Consider the following 21817-nt stretch of genomic DNA (forward strand, 5'->3'; position numbering starts at 1 on the left):
CTGAAAGCTGGCACGATCTCTGTGGGAGCGGCCCGCGCAAACCGTTATGCCGGCGTCATGACCTGCTTCAACCGCTCGTTCGCCGGTGCCGCCCGCCCGTCACCAGGAAATTGAGCAAGGCCGGTTCGTCATCCAGGGCTATCGCCTGCGCCGGGCGCGATAGCCCGGCCAATACGTCCTTGCAGAAGGCCACGGCAGGCGCGTCCTGTGCGTAACAGCGCAACAGCCAGTCGCCCTCGCCGCCCAGCAGCTGCAACGCCACCGCCCGGCCGATGCCCTGGCGGCGGTACTTTTTCAGGATGAACAGATCGGCCAGTTCGAACGCGTCGATACCCGGCAGCTCGCTGCGTTCAACCAGCACGAAGCCGGCGATGAAGCCATCTGCCAACACCAGGTACGCGCCCCAGCCATCGGCCTGCCAGTAACGTTGCAGGTGTTCGTCATGGATATAGAAGCGGCCGTCCACTTCCACGTCTTCCTGTTCCCAGTCGGAGGACTCGTAGGCGTAGAACTGGTAGAGGTTGCGAATCAGCGGAGCCTGGTCGGCGGTGGTCGCCAGCAGTTCGATGGGCAGCATGGTGGTGGGCTCGGGCAAAAGGCGGATTCTAGATTACCAGCCCCTGGCAGCAAAAAGCCCGGGCCCTCCCCGCACGGAAAGGCCCGGGCAAAAACCCGTCATCGATTGGTAAGGGATCAGCTGTTTTGCAACGCACGCGGGCGGTGGCTGCGCGCCTCGGCGTCCGGCGCCTTGGCCGCCTGCAGGTGAAAGTCGAACGCCAGCTCGGCAAAGCGCTCGCCCTGTACGCCGCGATCACGCGCCGCCGCAGCATCCTCGACAAAGCGCAGCTCGCCGATCAGCCCGTCACGGGTGGCATAGGCAAAGTCATCCCACAGGTACTGGTCACCGGCAAAGTTGATCTGCGTGGTCAAATGGCGGTGCCCCGGCGCCGAGATGAAGAAGTGCACGTGCGCCGGGCGCTGGCCGTGGCGGCCGAGCAGGTCCAGGCACTCCTGGGTTGGCCCCTGCGGGTCGCAGCCGTACCCCGACGGCACGATGGAACGCGCGCGGTAGCGCCCTTCGGCATCGGTGATGATGCGCCGGCGCAGGTTGTACTCGGACTGGGTCGAGTCGAAGTATGAATAGGTGCCCTGGGTGTTGGCGTGCCACAGGTCGACAGTGGCGCCGGCCAACGGCTTGCCGTCGGCGTCGAACACCTGGCCCTGGAGGAACATCACCACGCCCGGGTCGCTGCCGTCGTCCATGCGCACTTCGCCTTGCGCCAGCGGCGCCCCCGCCACATACAGCGGGCCTTCGATGGTGCGCGGGGTACCGCCGCTCAGCCCGGCCTCGGCGTCCTTGGCGTCCTGCAGCAGGTCGAGGAAGTGCTCGATGCCCAGGCCCGCAGCCAGCAGGCCGGCTTCGTTACGGGCACCCAGGCGGTTGAGGTAGTCGACGGCATGCCAGAACTCATCCTCGGTGATTTCCAGGTCTTCGATCAACCGCGCAGTGTCCTGCAGCACACGCAGGACGATCTGCTTGAAGCGTGGGTTGCCTTCGGCATGGCCCAGGCCGGCCACTTCCTTGAAGAACGCCTGAACATCGGCAGTGTGGGAAATTTTCACGGTCATCGTGCTTACCTCATCTTGTTCTTGTCAGGTAGACAGGTGCGACTCAGCGGTCGTCGCTGTGGATCGACGAGGGGTGCCGGCACAGGCCGTTGACCTCGATGTCCATGTACGGGAACAGTGGCAGCTGCATCAGGGTGTCGTGCAGCGCCTCGACGCTGGGTACATCGAACACGCTGTAGTTGGCGTAGTGCCCGGCAATGCGCCACAGGTGGCGCCAGATGCCTTCGCGCTGCAGGCGCTGGGCCAGTTCCTTTTCGTCGGCTTTGAGCTTGGCGGCCTTGGCCGGGTCCATGTCGACCGGCAGTTTCACGGTCATCTTCACGTGGAACAGCATGCTGGTATCTCCTTTCTCTTATTTGGCGCGAACACTGTGGGAGCGGGCGAGCCCGCGAACACGGGCGAAGCCCGTGCCATCCACCGCGTCGCCTGCTTCGCGGCCAAAGCCGCTCCCACAGGGGTTGTGTGTGTTTTCAGCCCTCGCGATTCAGCGACGGGCGAAGCGCGCCAGGCGCTGTTCGTCCAGGGTCAGACCCAGGCCCGGGGTGCGTGGAACATGCAACTGGAAATCGTGGTACTGCGGTGGCTCGTTGACGATTTCTTCGGTCAGCAGCAGCGGCCCGAACAGCTCGGTGCCCCAGGTAAGCTGACGCAGCGTAAGAAAGGCATGAGCCGAGGCCAGGGTGCCGATCGAGCCTTCGAGCATGGTCCCGCCATACAGGGCGATGCCGGCAGCCTCGGCAATTTGCGCGGTGCGCAATACGGCGCGGGGGCCGCCGTTCTTGGCTATTTTCAGGGCGAAGATGCTGGCCGCGCCGTCGGCGGCCAGGCTGAAGGCGTCTTCGACGCTTTCGATCGATTCATCGGCCATGATCGGCGCCGGGCTGCGCTGGTTCAGGCGCACCTGGCCGCTGCGGTTGATGCGCGAAATCGGTTGCTCGATCAGATCGATACCGTTGTCGCCGAGCACCTGGCAGGCATGGATGGCCTGCGACTCGTCCCAGTACTGGTTGACGTCTACCCGCACGCTGGCGCTGTCGCCCAGCTCGCGCTTGATCGCGACCACGTGCTTGAGGTCCTGATGCAACGGGTTGGCGCCGATCTTCAGCTTGAACACCCGATGCCGGCGAATCTCCAACATGTGCACGGCTTCGGCAATGTCGCGGGCGGTGTCGCCGCTGGCCAGGGTCCAGGCCACTTCCAGGCTGTCGCGCACGCGGCCACCCAGCAGTTCGCTGACCGGCAGGCCCAGGCGCTTGCCCTGGGCGTCGAGCAAGGCACTCTCGATACCCGACTTGGCAAAGGTGTTGCCCTTGGCCAGCTTGTCCAGCTTGAGCATGGCGGCATTGATGTTGTCTGCCGGCTGGCCGATCAGCGCCGGCGCCAGGTGCGCATCGATGTTGGCCTTGATGCCCTCGGGGCTTTCGTAGCCATAGGCCAGGCCGCCGATGGTGGTGGCTTCGCCGATGCCTTCCACACCATCGCTGCAGCGAACACGCAATACCACCAGGGTCTGCTGCTGCATGGTGTGCATCGCCAGCTTGTGCGGGCGAATCGTCGGCAGGTCGACGATAATTGCCTCAATACGTTCAATCAGCGCGCTTGTCATTGTTGCCAGGTCCCGTTATATCGGGCTGCCAACCGCAGGCCCGAGTGGTGCATTTACTTGCTTGTTCAAGCATTGCGCGAGACCCTGATAGCCGTCCAATATCGAATGAATCTCCCACCATACCCTGGAGGTCTGATGGAGCTGCGCCACCTGCGGTACTTCAAGGTCCTGGCCGAAACCCTGAACTTCACACGCGCCGCCGAGCTGCTGCACATTGCCCAGCCACCGCTGAGCCGACAGATCAGCCAACTCGAAGACCAGCTCGGCACGTTGCTGGTGGTGCGCGAGCGCCCGCTGCGGCTGACCGAGGCGGGTCGCTTTTTCTATGAACAGAGCTGCACCGTGCTGCAGCAGCTGGAGAACATCAGCGACAACACCCGCCGCATCGGCCAGGGCCAGCGCCAGTGGCTGGGGATCGGCTTCGCTCCCTCGACCCTGTACACGGTGCTGCCGGAGCTGATCCGCGAGCTGCGCCAGGACAGCGAACTGGAACTGGGCCTGAACGAGATGACCACGCTGCAGCAGGTGGAGGCTCTGAAAAGCGGGCGCATCGACATCGCCTTCGGGCGCATTCGCATCGATGACCCGGCCATACATCAGCAAGTGCTGCGCGAGGACCCGCTGGTGGCCGTGCTGCCCAAGGGCCACCCGCTGGCCAGCAGCCCGCTTACGCTTGCCCAGCTGGCTGGCGAGGCGTTCATCCTCTACCCGGCCAACCCAAGGCCCAGCTATGCCGACCATGTGCTGGCGCTGTTCGCCCACCACGGCATGAGCATCCGCGTCAGCCAGTGGGCCAATGAACTGCAGACCGCCATTGGCCTGGTGGCCGTTGGTGTGGGCGTGACCCTGGTGCCGGCGTCGGTGCAGCAGCAACACCGCACCGATATCGAATATGTCAGCCTGCTCGACAGTGGCGCCGTCAGCCCGATCATCCTCAGCCGGCGCAAGGGCGACGTGAGCCCGATCGTGCAGCGTTGCCTGGCATTGATTGCGCAGCAGGCCGAATGAGCACGCGCTCCTGGAATCAACGGTCTGGCTAAACACCTGACCCTGTGGGAGCGGGCTCACCCGCGAACACGGGCGAAGCCCGTGCCATGCACCGAGTTGCATTCTTCGCGGGTAAACCCGCTCCCACAGGGCCCGCGTCTGTCTGTAGGCGCATTTTTGTGTCACACCCCGGCCATCATCAACCAACAGGAATACCCAGCATGATTCACGGCAAGACACTGCAAGCATGGTGCAGCACCCACCCCCTGATCGATGACCTGGTGGCCTTGCGCGAAACCCGCTGGTTCAACCCGAGTATCGCCCCTGCCGCCCAGGCCCTGGCCGATGTCGGCCTGAGCGCCGCCGACGTCAGTGCCGCCAGTGCCCGGCTGACACGCTTTGCCCCGTACCTGGCCGGCGTGTTCCCGGATACCGCCGCCGCCGGCGGCATCATCGAGTCGCCATTGCGCCCGCTGCCCACCCTGCACGCCACCTTGCTGCAGGCGGCGGGCCTGCCGGCCAGCGGTTCGCTCTGGCTCAAGGCCGACAGCGAGCTGCCGATCTCCGGTTCGATCAAGGCCCGCGGCGGTATTCATGAAGTTCTCAAGCATGCCGAGGACCTGGCCCTGGCCGCCGGCCTGATCAGCCTCGACAGCGATTACCGGGTACTGGCCAGCGACCAGGCGCGGCAATTCTTCAGCCAGTACAAGGTTGCGGTCGGCTCGACCGGCAACCTCGGCCTGTCGATCGGCATCATGAGCGCCAGGCTGGGCTTCCAGGCCACCGTGCACATGTCGGCCGACGCCCGCCAGTGGAAGAAGGACAAGCTGCGCGCCCATGGCGTGAGCGTGGTCGAGTACGAAAGCGACTACAGCGTAGCAGTGGAGCAAGGGCGACAGCAGGCGGCGGCGGACCCGAGCTGCTACTTCGTCGACGACGAGAACTCGCCACACCTGTTCCTCGGCTATGCCGTGGCGGCCGAGCGGCTGGCGGGCCAGTTCGAGGCCGCGGGTATCAGGGTGGATGCCGAGCACCCGTTGTTCGTCTACCTGCCCTGCGGGGTCGGCGGTGGCCCGGGTGGCGTAGCGTTCGGCCTGAAGCTGATCTGGGGCGACCATGTGCACTGCATCTTCGCCGAGCCCACCCACTCGCCCTGCATGTTCCTGGGGGTGTATAGCGGTTTGCATGACGCCACCAGCGTGCAGGATTTTGGCATCGACAACCTGACCGCCGCCGACGGCCTGGCAGTGGGCCGCCCTTCCGGCTTTGTCGGCAAGGCGATGCAGCGTTTGCTCGATGGCTATTACACGGTCAGCGACGAGACGCTGTATCGGCTATTGGTGCTGGCCCATGACCAGGAGAATGCACGCCTGGAACCTTCGGCGCTGGCGGGGATGCCGGGCATGGTCAAGGTGCTTGAATCGCCTGACTACCTGGCACGCATGGGCCTGTCGGCCGGGCGCATGGACCAGGCTACGCATCTGGTGTGGGGGACCGGTGGCAGCATGGTGCCGGACGCGGAGTTTGCGGCCTATCTGGCTAAAGGCAGGGGCTGAGAATTATTGGGGGGGCAGCGCTGTACCTGTGGGAGCGGGTTCACCCGCGAACACGGGCGAAGCCCGTGCCATCCACCGCGGTGTCTGCTTCGCGGGTGAACCCGCTCCCACAGGGATCGCGCCAGCTTTCAGATTTGAGTAAGGCTGTTGCTCATTTGCTGCTAGGCCGGCAGGTGATCGCCGCGCAGCCAATCGATGAACCGCGCAAACAACTCCGACTGCGAGTTGATCTCCAGCTTCAGGTACAGATTCTTGCGGTGCATGCGCACGGTTTCCGGCGAGATGCCCAGCTCCAGCGCGGTGGACTTCACCGAATGCCCGCGCAAAATCATGTGCGCCACCTCCCGCTCACGGTCGGTCAGCACCTGGCAGCCGAAACTGTCGAACGCCGCCTGCAGGCTGCCACGCTCGGCCGGTGCCGGGTCGGGCTCCAGATGATGCCTGGCATAGCGCCCCAGCAGTTCACGCACCATCGGCTCCAGCGCCCGCAGCAGGTCGATCTGCCCGGCGCTCAGGCGTGTGCCGCTGCAGCCCTGGAACAGGCTCAGCGACAACTTGCGGCCAGCGCTGAGGTCGACGATGTAGTAGCTGTCTTCACTGCAACCGGTACCCAGGTAATAGGCCTTGTAGTAGTCGCTGTCGAAGAAGTTGTCCGGGGCGATTTCCTGCAGGTGGTAGAAGCCCTCGGCCAGGCCGCTCTGCACGGCCAGGCAGAACGGGTCGAGCAGGTAGCCGGCACTGAAGTAGCGCTCCAGCACGGCGGCGCGGTGCAGGTCGGGGATGCCTTGCTGGTACAGCAGCTGTGGCGCCCGCCCCTGGCACTCGAGGCTGATCATCATCGACTCCACCTGCACCAGCTGGCCGATGGCAGCCGCCACATGCGCCAGCGCCTCGGGCGTTTCGCTGTGGGCCAGCGCGCGCTGTAGCGCCGCATGCCATTGCTGCAGCGCGCCCAGTGAAAGGGTAAGCGGAGTGTCGGGAGAGGCCTGGGTCATGCCCGGCAGTCTAGCCTGCCAGGCACGCCCACGCACAGCCCTTTGCGCCAGGTTCATCGGCCCTGATACAGGCCAAGCGCCGTGAGTTCGCGCGCAGTTTCGATGATGCACTGGCGCAGGGTTTCGACGATCTCGTCCACTTGCGCATGGGTGATGATCAACGGCGGCGACATCACGTTCAGGTGCATGATCGGCCGCACCAGCAACCCTTTGGCCTGGGCCTTGCTGTGAATGCGTTCACCGATGTTCACCTCATCCGCGAACAGCGCCTTGCTGGCCTTGTCGGCAACGAACTCGACGCAGGCCATCAGCTTCATGCAGCGCACATCCCCCACCAGCGGCAGCTCGCGCAGGCTTTGCAGGCGTTGCTCCAGGTAGCCGCCGACGTCCTTGACGTGCTCCAGCAACTGCTCGCGCTCGATGATCTCGATGTTCTTCAAGGCCGCAGTGCAGCACACCGGGTGCCCGCTGTAGGTGAAGCCGTGGGTGAAGCAGCGGCCCTTGCCCGGCTCGGCGATCACCTGCCAGATGCGTGCGGAGAAAATGCACGCCCCCAGCGGCAGGTAGGCCGAGGTCAGGCCCTTGGCGGTGGTGATGATGTCGGGGGTGACGCCGAACAGTTCCTCACTGGCAAAGAAGGTGCCCAGGCGCCCGAACGAAGTCACCACTTCGTCGGCGACGAACAGGATGTCGTAGGTCTGGCACAGCTGCCACATGCGTTGGAAGTAGCCCTTGGGCGGAATGATCACCCCGCCCGAGCCCATGATCGGCTCGGCGAAGAACGCCGCCACGTTGTCGGCCCCCAGCGAGAGGATCTTGTCCTCGAACTCGGCCACCAGGAAGTCGAGGAACTCGGCCTCGTCCATGTCGTGCGGGGCGCGATACGGGTTGGGGTTGGACACGTGGTGGATCAGGTCGTGGTGATAATCGAACTCCGGCACCCGGTCAGCAGCCTTGTTGCCGATCGACATGGTCAGGGTGGTGGAGCCGTGGTAGGCGTTGTAGCGGGCGATGATGTGCTTCTTGTGCGGTTTGCCACGGCAGTTCTGGTAGTACTGGATCAGCCGGTAGGCGGTGTCGACCGCGGTCGAGCCGCCGGTAGTGAGGAACACATGGTTCAGGTCGCCCGGCGCCAGCTGCGCGAGCTTCTGGCACAGCTCGATGGCCACATCGTTGGCCATGTCGGAAAACGGGTTGGAATAGGCCAGCTGGCGTACCTGATCGGCGATGGCCAGGGCCATTTCCTCGCGGCCCAGGCCAATGTTGGTGCACCACATGCCGCCGACGGCATCGAGGAAGCGGTTGCCGTGGGTATCGCGGATGTAGGCGCCCTCGCCGGCAACGATGTTCAGCGCACCTTGCTCGCGGTGCTCGTCGAACACATGGTAGCCGTGCATGTAGTGGGCCTTGTCGGCGTCCACCAGCGGGTCGTGGGCAATGGCGAATGCTTTGCTTGGGGTGGCCATGGGCAGCTCCTTGGCAGTGATCGTTGGGCAGTGTTCAGAAACCGGTCTTGACCGTGCTCCAGACCCGGGTGATGGCGCGCATGTCCTTCGGGCTCTGTGTTTTCTGCGCGAACAGGCGCTCGCGGGTTTGCGCGTCGGGGTAGATGGCCGGGTCATGGCGGATCTCGTCGCGCACCAGCGCAGTGGCGGCGGCGTTGCTGTTGGCGTAGTGGATGTAGTCGGTGACCTTGGCCATGGTCTGCGGCTGCAGCAGGAACTCGATGAAGCGGTGGGCGTTGGCCGCGTGCGGCGCATCCCTGGGGATGTACAGGTTGTCGAACCAGATCAGCGAGCCTTCCTCGGGGATGAAGAACGACAGCTTGATGTCCTTCTTCGCTTCCACCGCGCGGGCCTGGGCGGTGGCGTAGTCACCGGACCAGGTCAGGGCCAGGCATACATCGCCGTTGGGCAGGCTGGTGAGGTAGTTGACCGAGTCGAACTTGCGAATGTACGGGCGAATGCCCAGCAGCAGTTGTTCAGCCGCCTTGAGGTCGGCCGGCGATGCACTGCGTGGGTCCTTGCCCAGGTACTGCAGGGCCAGCGGGATGACTTCGGTCGGCGCGTCCATCAGGGTGACGCCACAGTCGGCGAAGCGCGAGACGATCTGAGGGTCGAACAGCATGGCCAGCGAGCCGATGGGGGCATCGGGCATGCGCGCGGTGATCTTGTCGACGTTGTAGGTCACCCCCGAGCTGCCCCAGGTGTAGGGCGCCGAGTATTTCAGGCCGGGGTCATAGCCTTGCAGGTTGTTCACCACCTGCTGGTCGAGGTTGTGCCAGCTGGGCAATTGCTGCTTGTCCAGCGCCTGGAACACACCGGCGCTGATCAGCGGGGGTACCAGGGAAGCGTTGAGCATGACCAGGTCGTAGCCGGAGCGGCCGGTGAGCAGTTTGGTCTGGACTGTTTCGTAGCCATCGAAGGTGTCGTAGATGACCTTGATGCCGGTGGCCTTCTCGAAGTCGGCCAGGGTGGTTTCGCCGATGTAGTCGGTCCAGTTGTACAACCGCAACGTGTTACCGCTGTCCACCTCTGCCGCCTGGGCCAGACTGGCGCCAGACGCCAGCAGCAGACCGCCAATCACCTTCAGTACCTTGCGCATGGCAACTCCATCGTGTGAATGCTCGGGATCGAGCCGATGGGGGCACTATCGAGGGATTTGCCGAAGGGGGACATACCCCGAATGTGTGGGTGGTCGTTTTTTGGCAGGTGGATCTCAACAGCCTGCCGAATCTTTGGGGGGCTGCTTTGCAGCCCTTTCGCGACACAAGGCCGCTCCCACAGGTTCACTGCCAGCTTCGAAGGCTGCGCAGTCCTTGTGGGAGCGGCCTTGTGTCGCGAAAGGGCCGCAACGCGGCCCCAGTGGCTGGCACAGGAGAAAGGTCAGGTCAGCGGGTAAAGCGCCTCGTCGAACTGCTCCAGGCGCGGGAACACCAGTGGCTGGTCGTCCGAAAGCTGCTCCAGGCGCTGCCGGTACTGCTGTAGAAAGCCCTGCCGCGCCTCGTCACTGATGTACGGCACATGCCAGGCCACGAACGGCGGCAATACCTCGAACCCGACATAGGCCAGCGTGCCGCGCAAAATCGGCCGCAGCATGTCCTCCAGTGGCCCGTGGATCGCCCCGTCGCCAAACATGTGCTCGCGCCCGCCCAGGGTCACGGTCACCAGCGCCTTCTTGCCCGCCAACCCGCCCTGGTCGTAGAAGCGCTTGCCGCCATAGCAGACCCCCGACACCAGCACCCGGTCGATCCAGCCCTTGAGCATGGCCGGCGCCGAGAACCAGAAAACCGGGAAGTTCAACACCAGCAAGTCGGCCCACAGCAGCTTGTCCAGCTCTTGCTGGATATCCGCGGCAATGGCGCCGCGCTTGACCCCCTGGCGCTGCTCCAGGGCATACACCAGATACTCGGGGTTCTCGCGCTGGGTGAAGTCATCGGCACTGGCCACCGGGTTCCAGCCCATGGCGTACAGGTCGCTGACCTGCACCTGATGGCCCTGGGCGCGGAAGGTTTCTACGGCCTGGTCACGCAGGGCAGCAGTGAACGATTGCGGCTCGGGGTGAGCGTGGACGATCAGTACATTCACAAACATTCTCCTCACACAAAACAGGTTGTCTTCCAGCTGTGGCTCAGCACTGCACCGCTTTCACCTCGACGAACTCCGCCAGGCCTTCCTCGCCCCACTCGCGCCCGTTGCCCGACTGCTTGTAGCCACCGAACGGTGCCTGGTAGTTGAACCCGCCACCGTTGATGAAGCATTGCCCGGCGCGTATCTGCCGCGCCAGGGCCAGGCCGTGCTCGCGGCTGCCGGCCCACACCGCGCTGGACAGGCCGAACGGCGAATCATTGGCCAGGGCCAACGCCTGGGCCTCGTCGGCATAGGGGATCAGGCACAGCACCGGGCCGAAGATTTCCTCCTGGGCGATACGCATGCGGTTGTCGACGTCAGCGAACAACGTCGGCGCCACGTAGAAGCCGCGTTCGAAGCCGGCTGGCGTGTCGCCGCCGCACAGCAGGCGCGCCCCCTCCTCCTGCCCCAGGCGAATGTAGTCGAGCACGGTGCGCCGCTGGCCTGCCGAACACATCGGCCCGAGGAAGCTGGCCGGGTCACGCGGGTCGCCCATGACCAACGCGCGGGTCTCGGCCTCGGCAATCTCAAGCGCTTCGGCGTAGCGGCTGGCCGGTAGCAGCATGCGGGTCAGGGCCGTGCAGGTCTGCCCCGAATTGATCATCACGTCCTGCACGCCATGGCGCACCGCCGCGTGCAGGTCGGCGTCCGCGGTAATCAGCAGCGGCGATTTGCCGCCCAGCTCCAGGCACACCCGCTTCACCGTGGGCGCGGCCGCCTGGGCCACGCGCACCCCGGCGCCGGTGGAGCCGGTGAACGACACCATGTCCACCTGCGGGTGCCGGGCCAGGGCCTCGCCGACCTTGGCCCCCGGCCCGCTGACCAGGTTGAACACCCCGGCCGGCAGGCCGATGGCCTCGATCATCTCGGCCAGCATGAACGCATGCAGCGGCGTTTCCTGGCTGGGCTTGACCACCACCGTGCAGCCGGCGGCCAAGGCCGGCGCCAGCTTGCCGATCATCTGGTGCAGCGGGTAGTTCCATGGGTTGATGAACGCGCACACGCCAACGGCCTCGCGGTACACCAGTGAGTTACCGACTTCGCGCACCTCATCCATCAGCCCGGCCAGTTCGGCGTACTGCTCCAGCCCGGCGATCGGGCCCTCTACCTGCACCGCCTGGCACCACTGCACCGGCATGCCCAGCTCGTCGGTGATGACCGAGGCCATTTCCGCCGCGCGGCTTTTCAGCTGTGCGGCCAACGCCGTTATGTACCCGGCCCGTACGCTGGACGGCGTGCGTGACCAACCATCAAAGGCCCGCCGCGCGGCCATCACCGCCCGTTCGACATCGGCCTCGGCGCCCAACGGCACGCGGCCGATGGCCTGTTCGGTGGCCGGGTCGATCACCTCGGCCATGCCCTGCCCGCTCGGTACCTGCCAGGCGCCGTCGATGTACAGCCGCGCATACTCACGCATGGGCCTGCCCCTGCATCAGTGCGGCGGCGCAGCGGGCGATGCGCTGGCAAGCGTCGGCCAAGGCCTCGTTACCCAGTACCAGGCCCAGGCGGATATGCCCGGCAGCGCTGGGGCCGAAGGCTTCGCCGGCGAGCACCGACACACCCTGGCTGTCGAGCAGGCGATCGGCGAAGGCCTGGGCGCTGAGGCCGGTCTCGCGGATATCGACCATCACGAACATGCCGCCATCGGGCTTGAGCACCTTGATGCCCGGGCAACCGGACAACTGCTCGCACACCAGGTCGCGGCGCTGGCGATAGGCCTCGCGCATGGTATCGAGCTCGGGCAATTGCTGCTCCAGTGCTACCACGGCGGCGTCCTGGATGAAGTCCGGTGAACCGTACAACATGCACAGGGCGAGGTTTTCCAGGTGGGCGGCCAGCTCGGTCGAACCCACCACCCAGCCCACCCGCCAGCCGGTCATGGCATGCGACTTCGACAGGCTGTTGAGGGTGGCGGTGCGCTCGGCCATGCCCGGCAGGCTGCCGGGGCTGACATGCTCGCCGTCGTACAGCAGCTCGCTGTAGACCTCGTCGGAGATCAGCCACAAATCGTGGGCGATGCACAGTTCGGCCAGCGCTTCCCAGGTGGCGCGCGGCAGGCTCGCCCCCGAGGGGTTGTGCGGGCTGTTCAGGGCCAGGGCGCGGGTGCGCGGGGTGATGCGCGCGGCCACGTCACGCGGGCACACGCGAAAGCCGTTCTCCGGCTTGACCGGCACCGGAACCACCTTGGCGCCACAGGCACCAAACACCGCCTCGTAGGTCACGTACATGGGCTCGGCGACAATCACCTCGTCACCCGGGTCGAGCACGCACTGGGCCACGCAGTACAGCGCACACTGGGCCCCGGCCAGCACCGTCACCTGGTCGGCATTGACGGCCTGGCCGCTGCGCTGGCGGTGGCGGTTGGCGATGGCCTGGCGCAGCGCCAGCTTGCCGCGCACATCGGCGTAATGGGTGTGGCCCGCACGCAGGCTGTCGATGGCCGCCTCGACGATCGGCGCGGGGGTGTCGAAGTCCGGGTCACCCACCGACAGCAGCAGGATATCCTTGCCCTCGGCCTGCAGCGCCAGGGCGCGGTAGTGGATGTCCCAGGCTGCAGCCCCGTCGCCGGCGATGCGTTGAGTGAGCTTGGCGTAGCGCATGGCAATCTCCCTTCATTGGCGGTTTCAGTCGACGAGAATCTTCGGGTTGGAACTGCCCCATACGGTGTACAAGTCGGCGAGCAGCGCACCGTTGATTTCTTCCATCTCGGCCTGGGTGATCTCACCCCCGGCCTGTTTGCCAAACAGCACCACTTCGTTGCCACCCTTCACATCGGGGAAGTCGGTGACATCGACCATCAACGTGTTCATCGACACCTTGCCCACCACCGGCACACGGTGGCCGTTGATCAGCACATGGCCCTTGTTGGTGAACGCCCGGCGGTAGCCATCGGAGTAGCCGACGGTGATGTTGGCCAGGCGCGAATCACGCGCCAGGGTGAAGGTGCGGTCGTAGCCGACAGTGTTGCCTGCCGGGTAGCTGTGTACCGCCGCCACGCGCGACTTGAACTGCATGACACGCTGGTATTCGGTATGCGTCGGCACGGTGTCGCCGAACAGCGCGCCGCCGGTGCGCACCATGTCCAGGCGCGCTTCCGGCACTTCCAGCGTAGCGAAGGAGTTGGCGGCGTGCAGGGTGAGCTTGCTGCGATCAAGCTTCGCGTGCTTGATCAGCCAGTCGGTCTGCTCGTTGAACGCTGCCAGGCCTTTGCGCACATCGTCCTTGTCTTCCACGGCGAAGTGGGTCATCAGCGCGACCAGCTTGAGGTGCTTCTGGTCGGTGATCTGCAGCGCTTCGCCACGGCCGGACCAGGTGGCCATTTCCACGCCGTTGCGGCTCATGCCGCTGGAATTGAGCGCCAGATGGATGCGCAAGGTCTTGCCGTGGCGTTCGGCGAGGGCATCGAGTTGGCGGGCGAACTCGGCGCTGCCGACCAGCTCTTCCATGTCGTACTGCAGGGCATCTTCCACTTCGCTGACGCTGGCCAGGCGTACCCGTACCAGTTGCCCGGTGAAGCCGCTGGCGCGGACCACGCGGGCCTCCTCGTTGCTGGCCACCGCCACGCAGGGCACGCCCTGGGCGATGATCGAAGGCATCACCAGGCCGACACCGTGGCCATAGGCGTCGGCCTTGAGCACGGCGCACAGCTTGGACTTGCCGCCCAGCTCGGCCTGCAAGGTACGGATGTTGTGTTGCAGCGCGCCGGCACTGATTTCGACCCAGGCGTTGCTGTTCTGCACGGTCAGGGCCGTGGTGCCGTTGTCCATCGACAGCGGCGGTGCGGCATACAGCGGGGCCTGGCCAGTGATCAGCAGCGCCAGGGATGCAGCCAGGAGGGTACGGCGAAATGGCATGGTGTCTTCTCTTGTTGTTCGTGGTGTCTGCGGTTTAGCAGACGCAGGTGTGTTTAAGTTCGATAAAGGTGACGCCGGGGGTGGCGAAACCGCTGGCCAGATCGGCCTGCAGCGCGTCCAGGTCACGCGGCTGGCGCACCGTGCAACCGAAGGCACGGGCCAGACCGATGAAATCCGGGTTGCGCGGCAGAACGCCGACCGGCTCGATATCCAGCCCGAGCATGTCGTCGCGGATCTGGCCAAGGGCGTCATTGTTCCACAACAACACGACCAACGGTCGCTCCAGTTCCTCGACTGCCGTGGCCAGCTCCTGGGCGGTGTAGAGGAAGCCGCCGTCGCCCACCAGTACCAGGCCTGGGCGGTGGTCGCTGGCGAACATGCCGCCGATGCCGGCCGGCAGGCCGTAGCCGAGGGTGCCGTAGCCGGTGGGGTGCAGCCAGCTGCGCGGCGCCCGGCTGGCGAAAGCGTAGTTGCCGGTGTAGGCCAACTGGGTCATGTCACTGCTGATGAAGGCATCGTCGGGCAGCACGGCGGCAATGCGGTCGAGGATTGCCTGGTGCACGGCCTGCAATGGCGCATGCCCGCTGCGAATGGCCTGGCGCAGGTTGGCCACTGCTTCGCTGGCCTGGGCCGGGTCACGGTGCAGCACTGGCAGGTGTTCGAGCAGGCCGGCCAGGGTTTGCCGGGCATCGCCGTGCAGGGCCATGGCACAGGGGTAGAAGTCGTTGAACTTGCGCGGGTCGATGTCCACGCGCAGCAGCTGGCCAGTGATCGGCAGGCGCTCGCGCCAGAAGTCGGTGTCGGCCATTTCGGTCCCCACGGCCAGCACCACATCGGCCTGGCTGATCAGCTGCCAGCCGGGTTCGACGCACAGGCTGGCGCCGGCATTCAGTGGCGCATCCGCTGGCAGCAGGCCCTTGCCAGCCACGCTGGTGAACAGTGGGGCTGCCAGCCGGGTGCTCAGCTCCTGCAGCTGCTCGGCCGCGTGCAATGCCCCACCGCCGGCAATGATCATCGGGCGCTTGGCGGCTGCCAGCTTCACGGCAGCCTGGTCGAGGATGTCGCGGCACGGCTGGCCACGCCCGGGGCGGCGCACCACCTCATCGCTCCAGTCACGGCTGACCGGTGCGGCCAGCACGTCCAGCGGCACCGAGATATGCACCGGGCGCGGCCGTTCGCTGTCGAACACGGCCCAGGCGCGGGCAATCAGTTCGGGCAGGTCGTCGCCGCGCAGGGCCACGGCAGAGAAGGCGGTAATCGGCGCGGTCATGGCGCGCTGGTCCTGGGTTTCGTGCAGGCAGCCCCAGCCCTTGCCCAGGCTGGCGGTGTGGTTGACGCTGGAAATCACCAGCATCGGGATGGAGTCGGCATAGGCCTGGCCGATGGCAGTGGCGGCATTGGTCACGCCCGGGCCGGTGATGACGAAGCACACCCCCGGTTTGCCACTGACCCGGGCATAGCCGTCGGCCATGAAGCCGGCGCCCTGCTCGTGGCGGGTCAGTACATGGCGGATGCCGCTGCCCGGCAGCCCACGATACAGCTCCAGGGTGTGCACGCCAGGGATGCCGAATACCGTTTCCACGCCGTAGTTGGCCAGCAGGCGCACTAACGCCTGGCCGGCAGTCCGGGTGTGCTTATTCATGTCGTTCTCCTTGCGCCTGGCCGAGGCGGATCAGCGCGTCGACCGCGGTGGTGCCATGGGCACCGACCATCAATGGGTTCACATCCAGCTCCAGCAGTTGCCCGGCGTTCTCGCAGGCGTAGTCGGCCACCGCACGGATGGCTGCGACCAGCGCGTCGAGGTCGGCGGCCGGGCGGCCACGAAAGCCTTGCAGCAGGCTGGCGCTGCGCAGGCTGAGCAGCGCGGCGCGGATGGCGTTGTCAGTGGTCGGTAGCAACAGGCTGACGCTGTCCTTGAGCAACTCGACCAGCACGCCACCGGCGCCGATCACCAGGGCCAGGGCGAAGTCGTGCTCGCGCTTGATGCCGACGATCAGCTCGGCCAGCGGCGGCTCGGCCATGGGTTCGAGCAGCACCTGATCGAACGCTACCTGGGGGGCGTAGGCGGCGATGCGCTGGCGCATCTGCACCAGCGCGATCTCGAGGGCAGCGGCATCACGCAGGTTCAGCGCCACCGCACCGGCTTCGGTCTTGTGCGGCAACTGCGCGCTGACCGCCTTCAGTACCAGCGGATAACCGACGCGGGCGGCGTCTGCCACGGCGCGTTCGGGTGTGCTCAGCACCCCGGCCGGTACCGGCAGGCCAAAGGCACGCAGGGCTTGCTTGGATTGCCATTCGTCCAACAGGCGACTCTCGCCCGCGTAAGCCTGTGGGCACAGCGGCACCCGCGTGGCCTCACCCTGTTCCAGCAGCCGCTGGCGGTTGCGCTGGTAGGCGACGATGCGGCCCCAGGCTGCCAGGCCATCCTCCACGCCCTGCAGGGCGGCGATGCCACGTGCGTGCAAGCGCTCGCGCGCGCAGGCGGGCAACAGTTCCGGGAACGCCGAAGTGACGAAGCCGATCTTGCCGTGGCGTTCCAGCGCATCGCAGTACAGCGCCAGCAGCAGGTCGCATTCCTTGCGTTCGCCGGTGAACGCCGCCGGGTAGTCCAGCACCAGCATGGCCGCGTCGGCAGCGCCGCTCAGGGTGCTGTCGAGCATACGTTGCAGGGCCGCTGCATCACCCCAGATGGCCGTGGTGAAATCCAGCGGGTTGACCAGGTTGGCATAGGCCGGCAGTACCTCGGCCAACTGCGCCACCTGCCCTTGTTCAAGCTTCGGCAGAACCAGCTGGTTGCGCTCTGCATAGTCGGCGATCAAGCCGGCATCGCCACCGGAACAGGCCAGGGCGATCAGCTCGCCATTCACCGGCAGGCGGCCACAGGCGGCGGCCTTGAGGGTTTCAACGAAGCTCACCGGGCCACTGACGCGGATCACGCCCAGGCGCTGGAACAGGCTGTCGTACAAGGCATCGGAGCCGGACAACGAGCTGGTGTGGCTGAGCGCCAGTTCGGCGCCAATCTGCGACACGCCGGTCTTCAAGGCAATGATCGGCGTGCCCTGCTGCAACGCCTTGCAGGCGGCCCGGGCGAAGCCGGGCACGTTCTTCAGGCCTTCCAGGTGCAGGCCGATGGCGGTCACCCGGGGGTCGTCGAGCAGCACGTCCATCAGCTCGGCCACGCCCAGTTGTGCCTGATTGCCGACCGAGGCCATGTAGGCCACCGGCAGCGAGCGGTCGCTCATGGACAGGTTGTAGGCAAAGTTGCCGCTCTGGGTGAGGATCGCCACGCCCTTCTCCACCTGCTGGCCACCATGGGCCACCGGCCACAGGGCAGCACCGTGCAGGTAGTCGAGCAGGCCGTAGCAGTTGGGGCCGAGCAAGGCCATGTTGCCAGCGGCAGCGAGCAGGCGTTGCTGCAGCTGGCGGCCTTCCTCGCCGCTTTCGGCAAAGCCCGAGGCATAGCAGATGACACCGCCTGCGCCGCGTGCGGCCAGCTCGGCAACGCACTGCAAGGTCAGCTCACGGTTGGTGGCGATGAACACCGCGTCCGGGGCATAGGGCAAGTCGGCCACCCGCGCCACACAGGGGATGCCTTCAAGGCTGTCATGCTGCGGGTTGACCAGCCACAGCTCGCCGCCAAAGCCACCTTCAGCACAGCGCTTGAGCGCCCGCGCCATGCTGCGCCCGCCGACGAAGGCCAGGTGCCGGGGTGCCAGCAGGCGCTTGAGGTTGTCACGAATCGTATGCGACATGGGTGTTCTCCTGGCGCTCAGCGCAGCAGCGGGCGCAGCAGTTCGCGGGCGATGATGTGCCGCTGGATTTCCGAGGTGCCCTCCCAGATGCGCTCGATGCGTGCATTGCGCCAGATGCGCTCGACCGGCCCTTCGTCCATCAGGCCCATGCCGCCGAAGATCTGCACGGCTTCGTCGGCGACCTTGCCCAGCACCTCACTGGCGAACAGCTTGGCCATGCCGGCCTCGCCATCGGTCATGCTGCCCTGGTCCATCTTCCAGGCGGTGTGCAGGGTGAGCATTTCCGCAGCGCGAATCTGCGTGGCCATGTCGGCCAGCTTGAACGACACGCCCTGGTAGCTACCGATGGCCTGGCCGAACTGCTTGCGATCGGCGGCCCATTGCAGCGACAGGTCGAGGGCACGCTGGGCCTGGCCCACGCAGTTGGCGGCGACCATCACCCGGCCGGCGGTGAGCCAGGCATTGGCCACCTCCCAGCCCTTGCCGACCTCGCCCAGCACCTTGCTGGCCGGTACCCGGCAGTCGTCGAAGAACAGCTCGTAGGTGTGGTAGCCACGGTTGCTCACACACTTGGGGCCGCGGCGAATGGTCATGCCCGGGGTGCCACGGTCGACCAGCAAGGCGGTTACCGCATTGCGCTTGCGCCCGTTGTGCTCGTAGGTATCGGTGACGGCAAAGACGATGGCGAAATCGGCGTGGCCGGCATGGCTGATGAAGTGCTTGCTGCCGTTGATGACGAAGTCGTCACCCTGGCGTACGGCGCGGGTCTTGATGGCGTTGGCATCGGAGCCGGCGCCCGGCTCGGTGAGGGCGAAGCAGTCGATTTTTTCGCCCTGCACGCACGGCAACAGGTAGTCGTTGACCTGCTCGTCCTTGCAGGCCATGAGGATTTTCGACGGCCGCGCAACGAACACGTGCAAGGCCCAGGACACTTTGGACAGCTCGCGCTCGATCAGCGCCTGTGACAGGTAGTCCAGGCCACCGCCGCCGACTTCCTCGGGCATGTTGAAGGCATAGAACCCGGCAGCGATAGCCTTGCCGCGGATCTGCGCAGCCAGTTCGGGCGGCACGGCGTCGGCGCGATCCACCGCCTCCTCATGGGGCAGCAGCTCCTTGGCGACAAAGCTGCGTACCGCTTCCACCAACATTTCTTGTTCTTGGGTCAGTTGGAAATTCATCTGCGAAGGTCCTGGTGAGGGTCGGTTATCGGGTTACTGGCCGGTGAAACGGGGGGCGCGGCGTTCCACCGAGGCTTGCAGCGCCTCGGCACCGTCGTGGCTGCGGCCGCACAGCAGGCCGGCCTGGCGCTCTGCTTCAAGCTGCTCGGCCAGGGTGCGCCGGGCGCCGTCGCGGATCAGCCGCTTGGTCTGCGCGTAGGCGAAGGTGGGGCCGTTGGCCAGGCGCCCGGCCAGCTCGGCGGCCACGGCGGGCAGTTGCTCGTCGGCGCACACTTCGCTGACCAGCCCGGCCGCCAGGGCACGTTCGGCCCCCCACAGCTCATCGAGGAACAACAGGCGCTTGGCCTGCTCGCTGCCGATCAGTCGGGGCAGGTGCCAGCTGGCGCCGGCATCGGGGCTGTAGCCCATGCTGGTGTAACCGGCCTTGAAGCGCGCCGAGGCCGCGGCGATGCGCAGGTCGCAGCACAGGCTGAGGTCCATGCCACCGCCCACGGCGGTGCCGTTGATGGCAGCGATGGTGGGCTTGTCGAGGCTGTGCAGGCGCAACATCAGGGTGTGGGCAGTTTCGGTCCAGCCGTAGCTTTCCAGGGTGCCCTGGGCCTCGGCCGCGGCCCATTCGGCCAGGTCGGCACCGGCGCAGAAGCTGCGGCCGCTGCCGGTCAGCACCACCACGCGCACGGCCGGGTCGGTGTTGCAGGCTTCCAGCAGGGCGTGCAGTTGCTTGAGGGTGGGGATGTCCAGCGCGTTGCGCTGCTCGGGGCGGTTGAGGGTGATCCAGGCAACGCCGGCTTCGACCTTGCTCAGCAGTGACGACGGGGTGGTCATGGGGGCCTCGGTGTTGTTGTGATGGTTTTGGGAGGGCTTGATGAGGGAGATACTAAACGAGTGTTCAACAAGGCGGGATGGGCTGTTACAACTTCGCACAACTCGGTTTTTGCTGTTACGCGGTTTGCTTTCGGCATGGCATTTTCGTTGCCCGTGAGATCGAGCGCCGCGCGGGCGGCGCTCGATCTCACAGGCAATAGAAATGCTTCGACGAACACTTACAACCAACGAACCACGGCATCAAACCCCCGGCGCGCTAGGCTCGAAAGCCCCCTGCCGACGGCGGTTGACGAAGAAGTACGCCGCATAGCACAGGGCAATGAAGCCAAAGCCCCAGTACAACGACGGCCGCTGGGTTTCATCCAGCGCCAGGAACACGAACAGCGAACTGCACAGGGTGATGCACAGCAGTGGCACCAGCGGGTACAGCGGCGCCCTGTACTTCAGGTCCTGCAGTTGCCCACCGTCACGCAGGTAGGCCTTGCGGAAGCGGTATTGCGCCAGGGCGATAACGATCCAGGTCACGGTGCCAGACATGCCGCTCACCGCCATCAGCACCATGAACAGGGTGTCGGCAGCAATGAAACTGGTCATCAGCGAGATCAGCGCAAAGCACAGGGTGATGCTCAGCGCCCGCAACGGCACGCCACGCTTGCTCAGCGGCGACAGGCTTTTCGGCGCCATGCCGCTCTTGGACATGGCCCAGAGGATGCGTGTGGAGGCATACAGCCCGGAGTTGCCCACCGAGAGGATGGCAGTGAGGATGACGAAGTTCATCAGGTCGGCGGCAAAGGGAATGCCGACCATGTCGAACACCTGCACGAACGGGCTCTCCATCAACCCGGCCTGCTCGAACGGCACGATGGCCGAAAGCACGGCAATCGCCAGCACGTAGAAGATCAGCACACGGAACACCACGTTGCGCACGGCCCGTGGGATGCTCTTTTCCGGGTGCTCGGTCTCCCCGGCCGCCACCCCCATGATTTCGCAGCCCTGGAAGGCATAGACCACGGTCATCATCACCGCGAACACCGCCGACAGGCCATGGGGGAAAAGCGACTCGCCCACCAGGTTGTCCAGCATCGGTGCCGGCGCCCCGCTGCTCAGCGGGATGGCGCCGAAAATCACCAGCACGCCGATGATGATGAAGCCGAGGATGGTCGCCACCTTGATCCCCGAAAACCAGTACTCCGCCTCACCAAAGGCGCGGGTGGCCAGGGCGTTGAGGCCGAACAGCACGACCACGAACAGCGCCGACCAGTACCAGATCGGCACCTCCGGGAACCAGCGGGTCATCAGCATGCCGGCGGCAGTGAACTCCAGGCCCACAGTGGTGGCCCAGCTCATCCAGTACACCCAGCCGATCATGAAGCCGGTGGCCGGGCCGATGAACTGGGTGGCGTGAGCCTGGAACGAGCCGGACACCGGCATCTGCACCGACAGCTCACCCAGGCAGACCATCACCAGGTACATCAGCAAACCTGCGACCAGGTAGGCCAGGATCGCGCCGACCGGGCCGCCCTGGTTGATGGTCACGCCCGAGCCCATGAACAGCCCGGTGCCGATCACCCCGCCCAGCGACAGCATGAAGATGTGCCGGCTTTTCAGCGCGCGGGTGAGCTGGATCTTTTCGCGGATGTCAGTCATGGCGCACCTCGCCTTGGCGGCCGGTGCCTGGCCACGCGGTGGTGCCGCGCGGGGTGGTAGGAAGGAGGGGCTGAGCGCTACGGCATGTCATTATTCTTGTCTCCAATAAGCCTCATGGACCGCGTGCAACACGGTTGCCATGGATTATTGGAAACGGAT

18 protein-coding genes are annotated in these 21817 nt (G+C 65.7%); 2 read left to right on the top strand and 16 right to left on the bottom strand.

The window, feature by feature from the left end:
• Positions 1-67: 67 nt before the first annotated feature.
• From J5M71_RS05375 to J5M71_RS05390, 4 genes are all read right to left on the bottom strand, one after another.
• Complete coding sequence (locus J5M71_RS05375; RefSeq protein WP_207830555.1) at positions 68-577, bottom strand: GNAT family N-acetyltransferase; 510 nt, start codon at positions 575-577, stop codon at positions 68-70.
• 116 nt (positions 578-693) lie between these two features.
• Positions 694-1629: a catechol 1,2-dioxygenase gene (catA, locus tag J5M71_RS05380; RefSeq protein WP_087501315.1), complete on the bottom strand. Its 936-nt coding sequence runs from the start codon at positions 1627-1629 to the stop codon at positions 694-696.
• Between the two features lie 43 nt (positions 1630-1672).
• Positions 1673-1963, bottom strand: a complete 291-nt coding sequence (catC, locus tag J5M71_RS05385; protein ID WP_207830558.1) for a muconolactone Delta-isomerase — start codon at positions 1961-1963, stop codon at positions 1673-1675.
• A gap of 150 nt (positions 1964-2113) precedes the next feature.
• A complete protein-coding gene (locus J5M71_RS05390; protein ID WP_207830561.1) occupies positions 2114-3235 on the bottom strand; it encodes a muconate cycloisomerase family protein in 1122 nt (373 codons plus the stop codon).
• Between the two features lie 135 nt (positions 3236-3370).
• Here J5M71_RS05390 and catR point away from each other — a divergent pair, with 135 nt between their 5' ends.
• Together catR and J5M71_RS05400 are read left to right on the top strand one after the other, a co-directional pair.
• Entirely contained in the window at positions 3371-4243 is an 873-nt protein-coding gene (gene catR / locus J5M71_RS05395; RefSeq protein ID WP_207830564.1) for an HTH-type transcriptional regulator CatR, read from the top strand.
• A gap of 200 nt (positions 4244-4443) precedes the next feature.
• Positions 4444-5778 (top strand): D-serine ammonia-lyase, encoded by a 1335-nt coding sequence (locus J5M71_RS05400; protein WP_207830567.1) that lies wholly within the window; start codon positions 4444-4446, stop codon positions 5776-5778.
• A gap of 161 nt (positions 5779-5939) precedes the next feature.
• Here J5M71_RS05400 and J5M71_RS05405 read toward each other — a convergent pair whose 3' ends face one another.
• The 12 genes from J5M71_RS05405 to J5M71_RS05460 form a co-directional block, all read right to left on the bottom strand.
• Positions 5940-6773, bottom strand: coding sequence for a helix-turn-helix transcriptional regulator (locus tag J5M71_RS05405; protein ID WP_233694361.1), 834 nt, complete (start codon positions 6771-6773; stop codon positions 5940-5942).
• A 53-nt stretch (positions 6774-6826) separates the two neighbouring features.
• The gene (locus J5M71_RS05410; protein ID WP_207830571.1) at positions 6827-8239 is read right to left on the bottom strand and encodes an aminotransferase; all 1413 of its coding nucleotides are present in this window, start codon (positions 8237-8239) and stop codon (positions 6827-6829) included.
• A 34-nt stretch (positions 8240-8273) separates the two neighbouring features.
• Positions 8274-9377 (bottom strand): polyamine ABC transporter substrate-binding protein, encoded by a 1104-nt coding sequence (locus J5M71_RS05415; protein WP_207830573.1) that lies wholly within the window; start codon positions 9375-9377, stop codon positions 8274-8276.
• 281 nt (positions 9378-9658) lie between these two features.
• Positions 9659-10360 carry an NAD(P)H-dependent oxidoreductase gene (locus J5M71_RS05420; protein ID WP_207830575.1) on the bottom strand — a complete coding sequence of 234 codons (702 nt, stop codon included), beginning with the start codon at positions 10358-10360 and terminating at the stop codon, positions 9659-9661.
• 43 nt (positions 10361-10403) lie between these two features.
• Positions 10404-11819, bottom strand: a complete 1416-nt coding sequence (locus J5M71_RS05425) for an aldehyde dehydrogenase family protein (RefSeq protein ID WP_207830577.1) — start codon at positions 11817-11819, stop codon at positions 10404-10406.
• Complete coding sequence (locus J5M71_RS05430; protein WP_207830579.1) at positions 11812-13002, bottom strand: pyridoxal phosphate-dependent aminotransferase; 1191 nt, start codon at positions 13000-13002, stop codon at positions 11812-11814. Before J5M71_RS05430 ends, J5M71_RS05425 begins: the two co-directional genes overlap by 8 nt.
• A gap of 24 nt (positions 13003-13026) precedes the next feature.
• Positions 13027-14256: an alanine racemase gene (alr, locus tag J5M71_RS05435; RefSeq protein ID WP_207830582.1), complete on the bottom strand. Its 1230-nt coding sequence runs from the start codon at positions 14254-14256 to the stop codon at positions 13027-13029.
• A 34-nt stretch (positions 14257-14290) separates the two neighbouring features.
• Entirely contained in the window at positions 14291-15898 is a 1608-nt protein-coding gene (locus J5M71_RS05440; protein WP_207830585.1) for a 5-guanidino-2-oxopentanoate decarboxylase, read from the bottom strand.
• Positions 15891-18008 (bottom strand): acetate--CoA ligase family protein, encoded by a 2118-nt coding sequence (locus J5M71_RS05445; RefSeq protein WP_207830587.1) that lies wholly within the window; start codon positions 18006-18008, stop codon positions 15891-15893. Before J5M71_RS05445 ends, J5M71_RS05440 begins: the two co-directional genes overlap by 8 nt.
• 17 nt (positions 18009-18025) lie before the next feature.
• Complete coding sequence (locus J5M71_RS05450; RefSeq protein ID WP_207830590.1) at positions 18026-19186, bottom strand: acyl-CoA dehydrogenase family protein; 1161 nt, start codon at positions 19184-19186, stop codon at positions 18026-18028.
• Positions 19187-19219: 33 nt separating this feature from the next.
• Positions 19220-20011, bottom strand: a complete 792-nt coding sequence (locus J5M71_RS05455; RefSeq protein ID WP_207830593.1) for an enoyl-CoA hydratase-related protein — start codon at positions 20009-20011, stop codon at positions 19220-19222.
• A 240-nt stretch (positions 20012-20251) separates the two neighbouring features.
• Positions 20252-21658 carry an amino acid permease gene (locus tag J5M71_RS05460; protein WP_207830596.1) on the bottom strand — a complete coding sequence of 469 codons (1407 nt, stop codon included), beginning with the start codon at positions 21656-21658 and terminating at the stop codon, positions 20252-20254.
• Positions 21659-21817 lie beyond the last annotated feature (159 nt).

The sequence above is a fragment of the Pseudomonas sp. 43(2021) genome (genome assembly GCF_017490805.1).
Taxonomy (GTDB): domain Bacteria; phylum Pseudomonadota; class Gammaproteobacteria; order Pseudomonadales; family Pseudomonadaceae; genus Aquipseudomonas.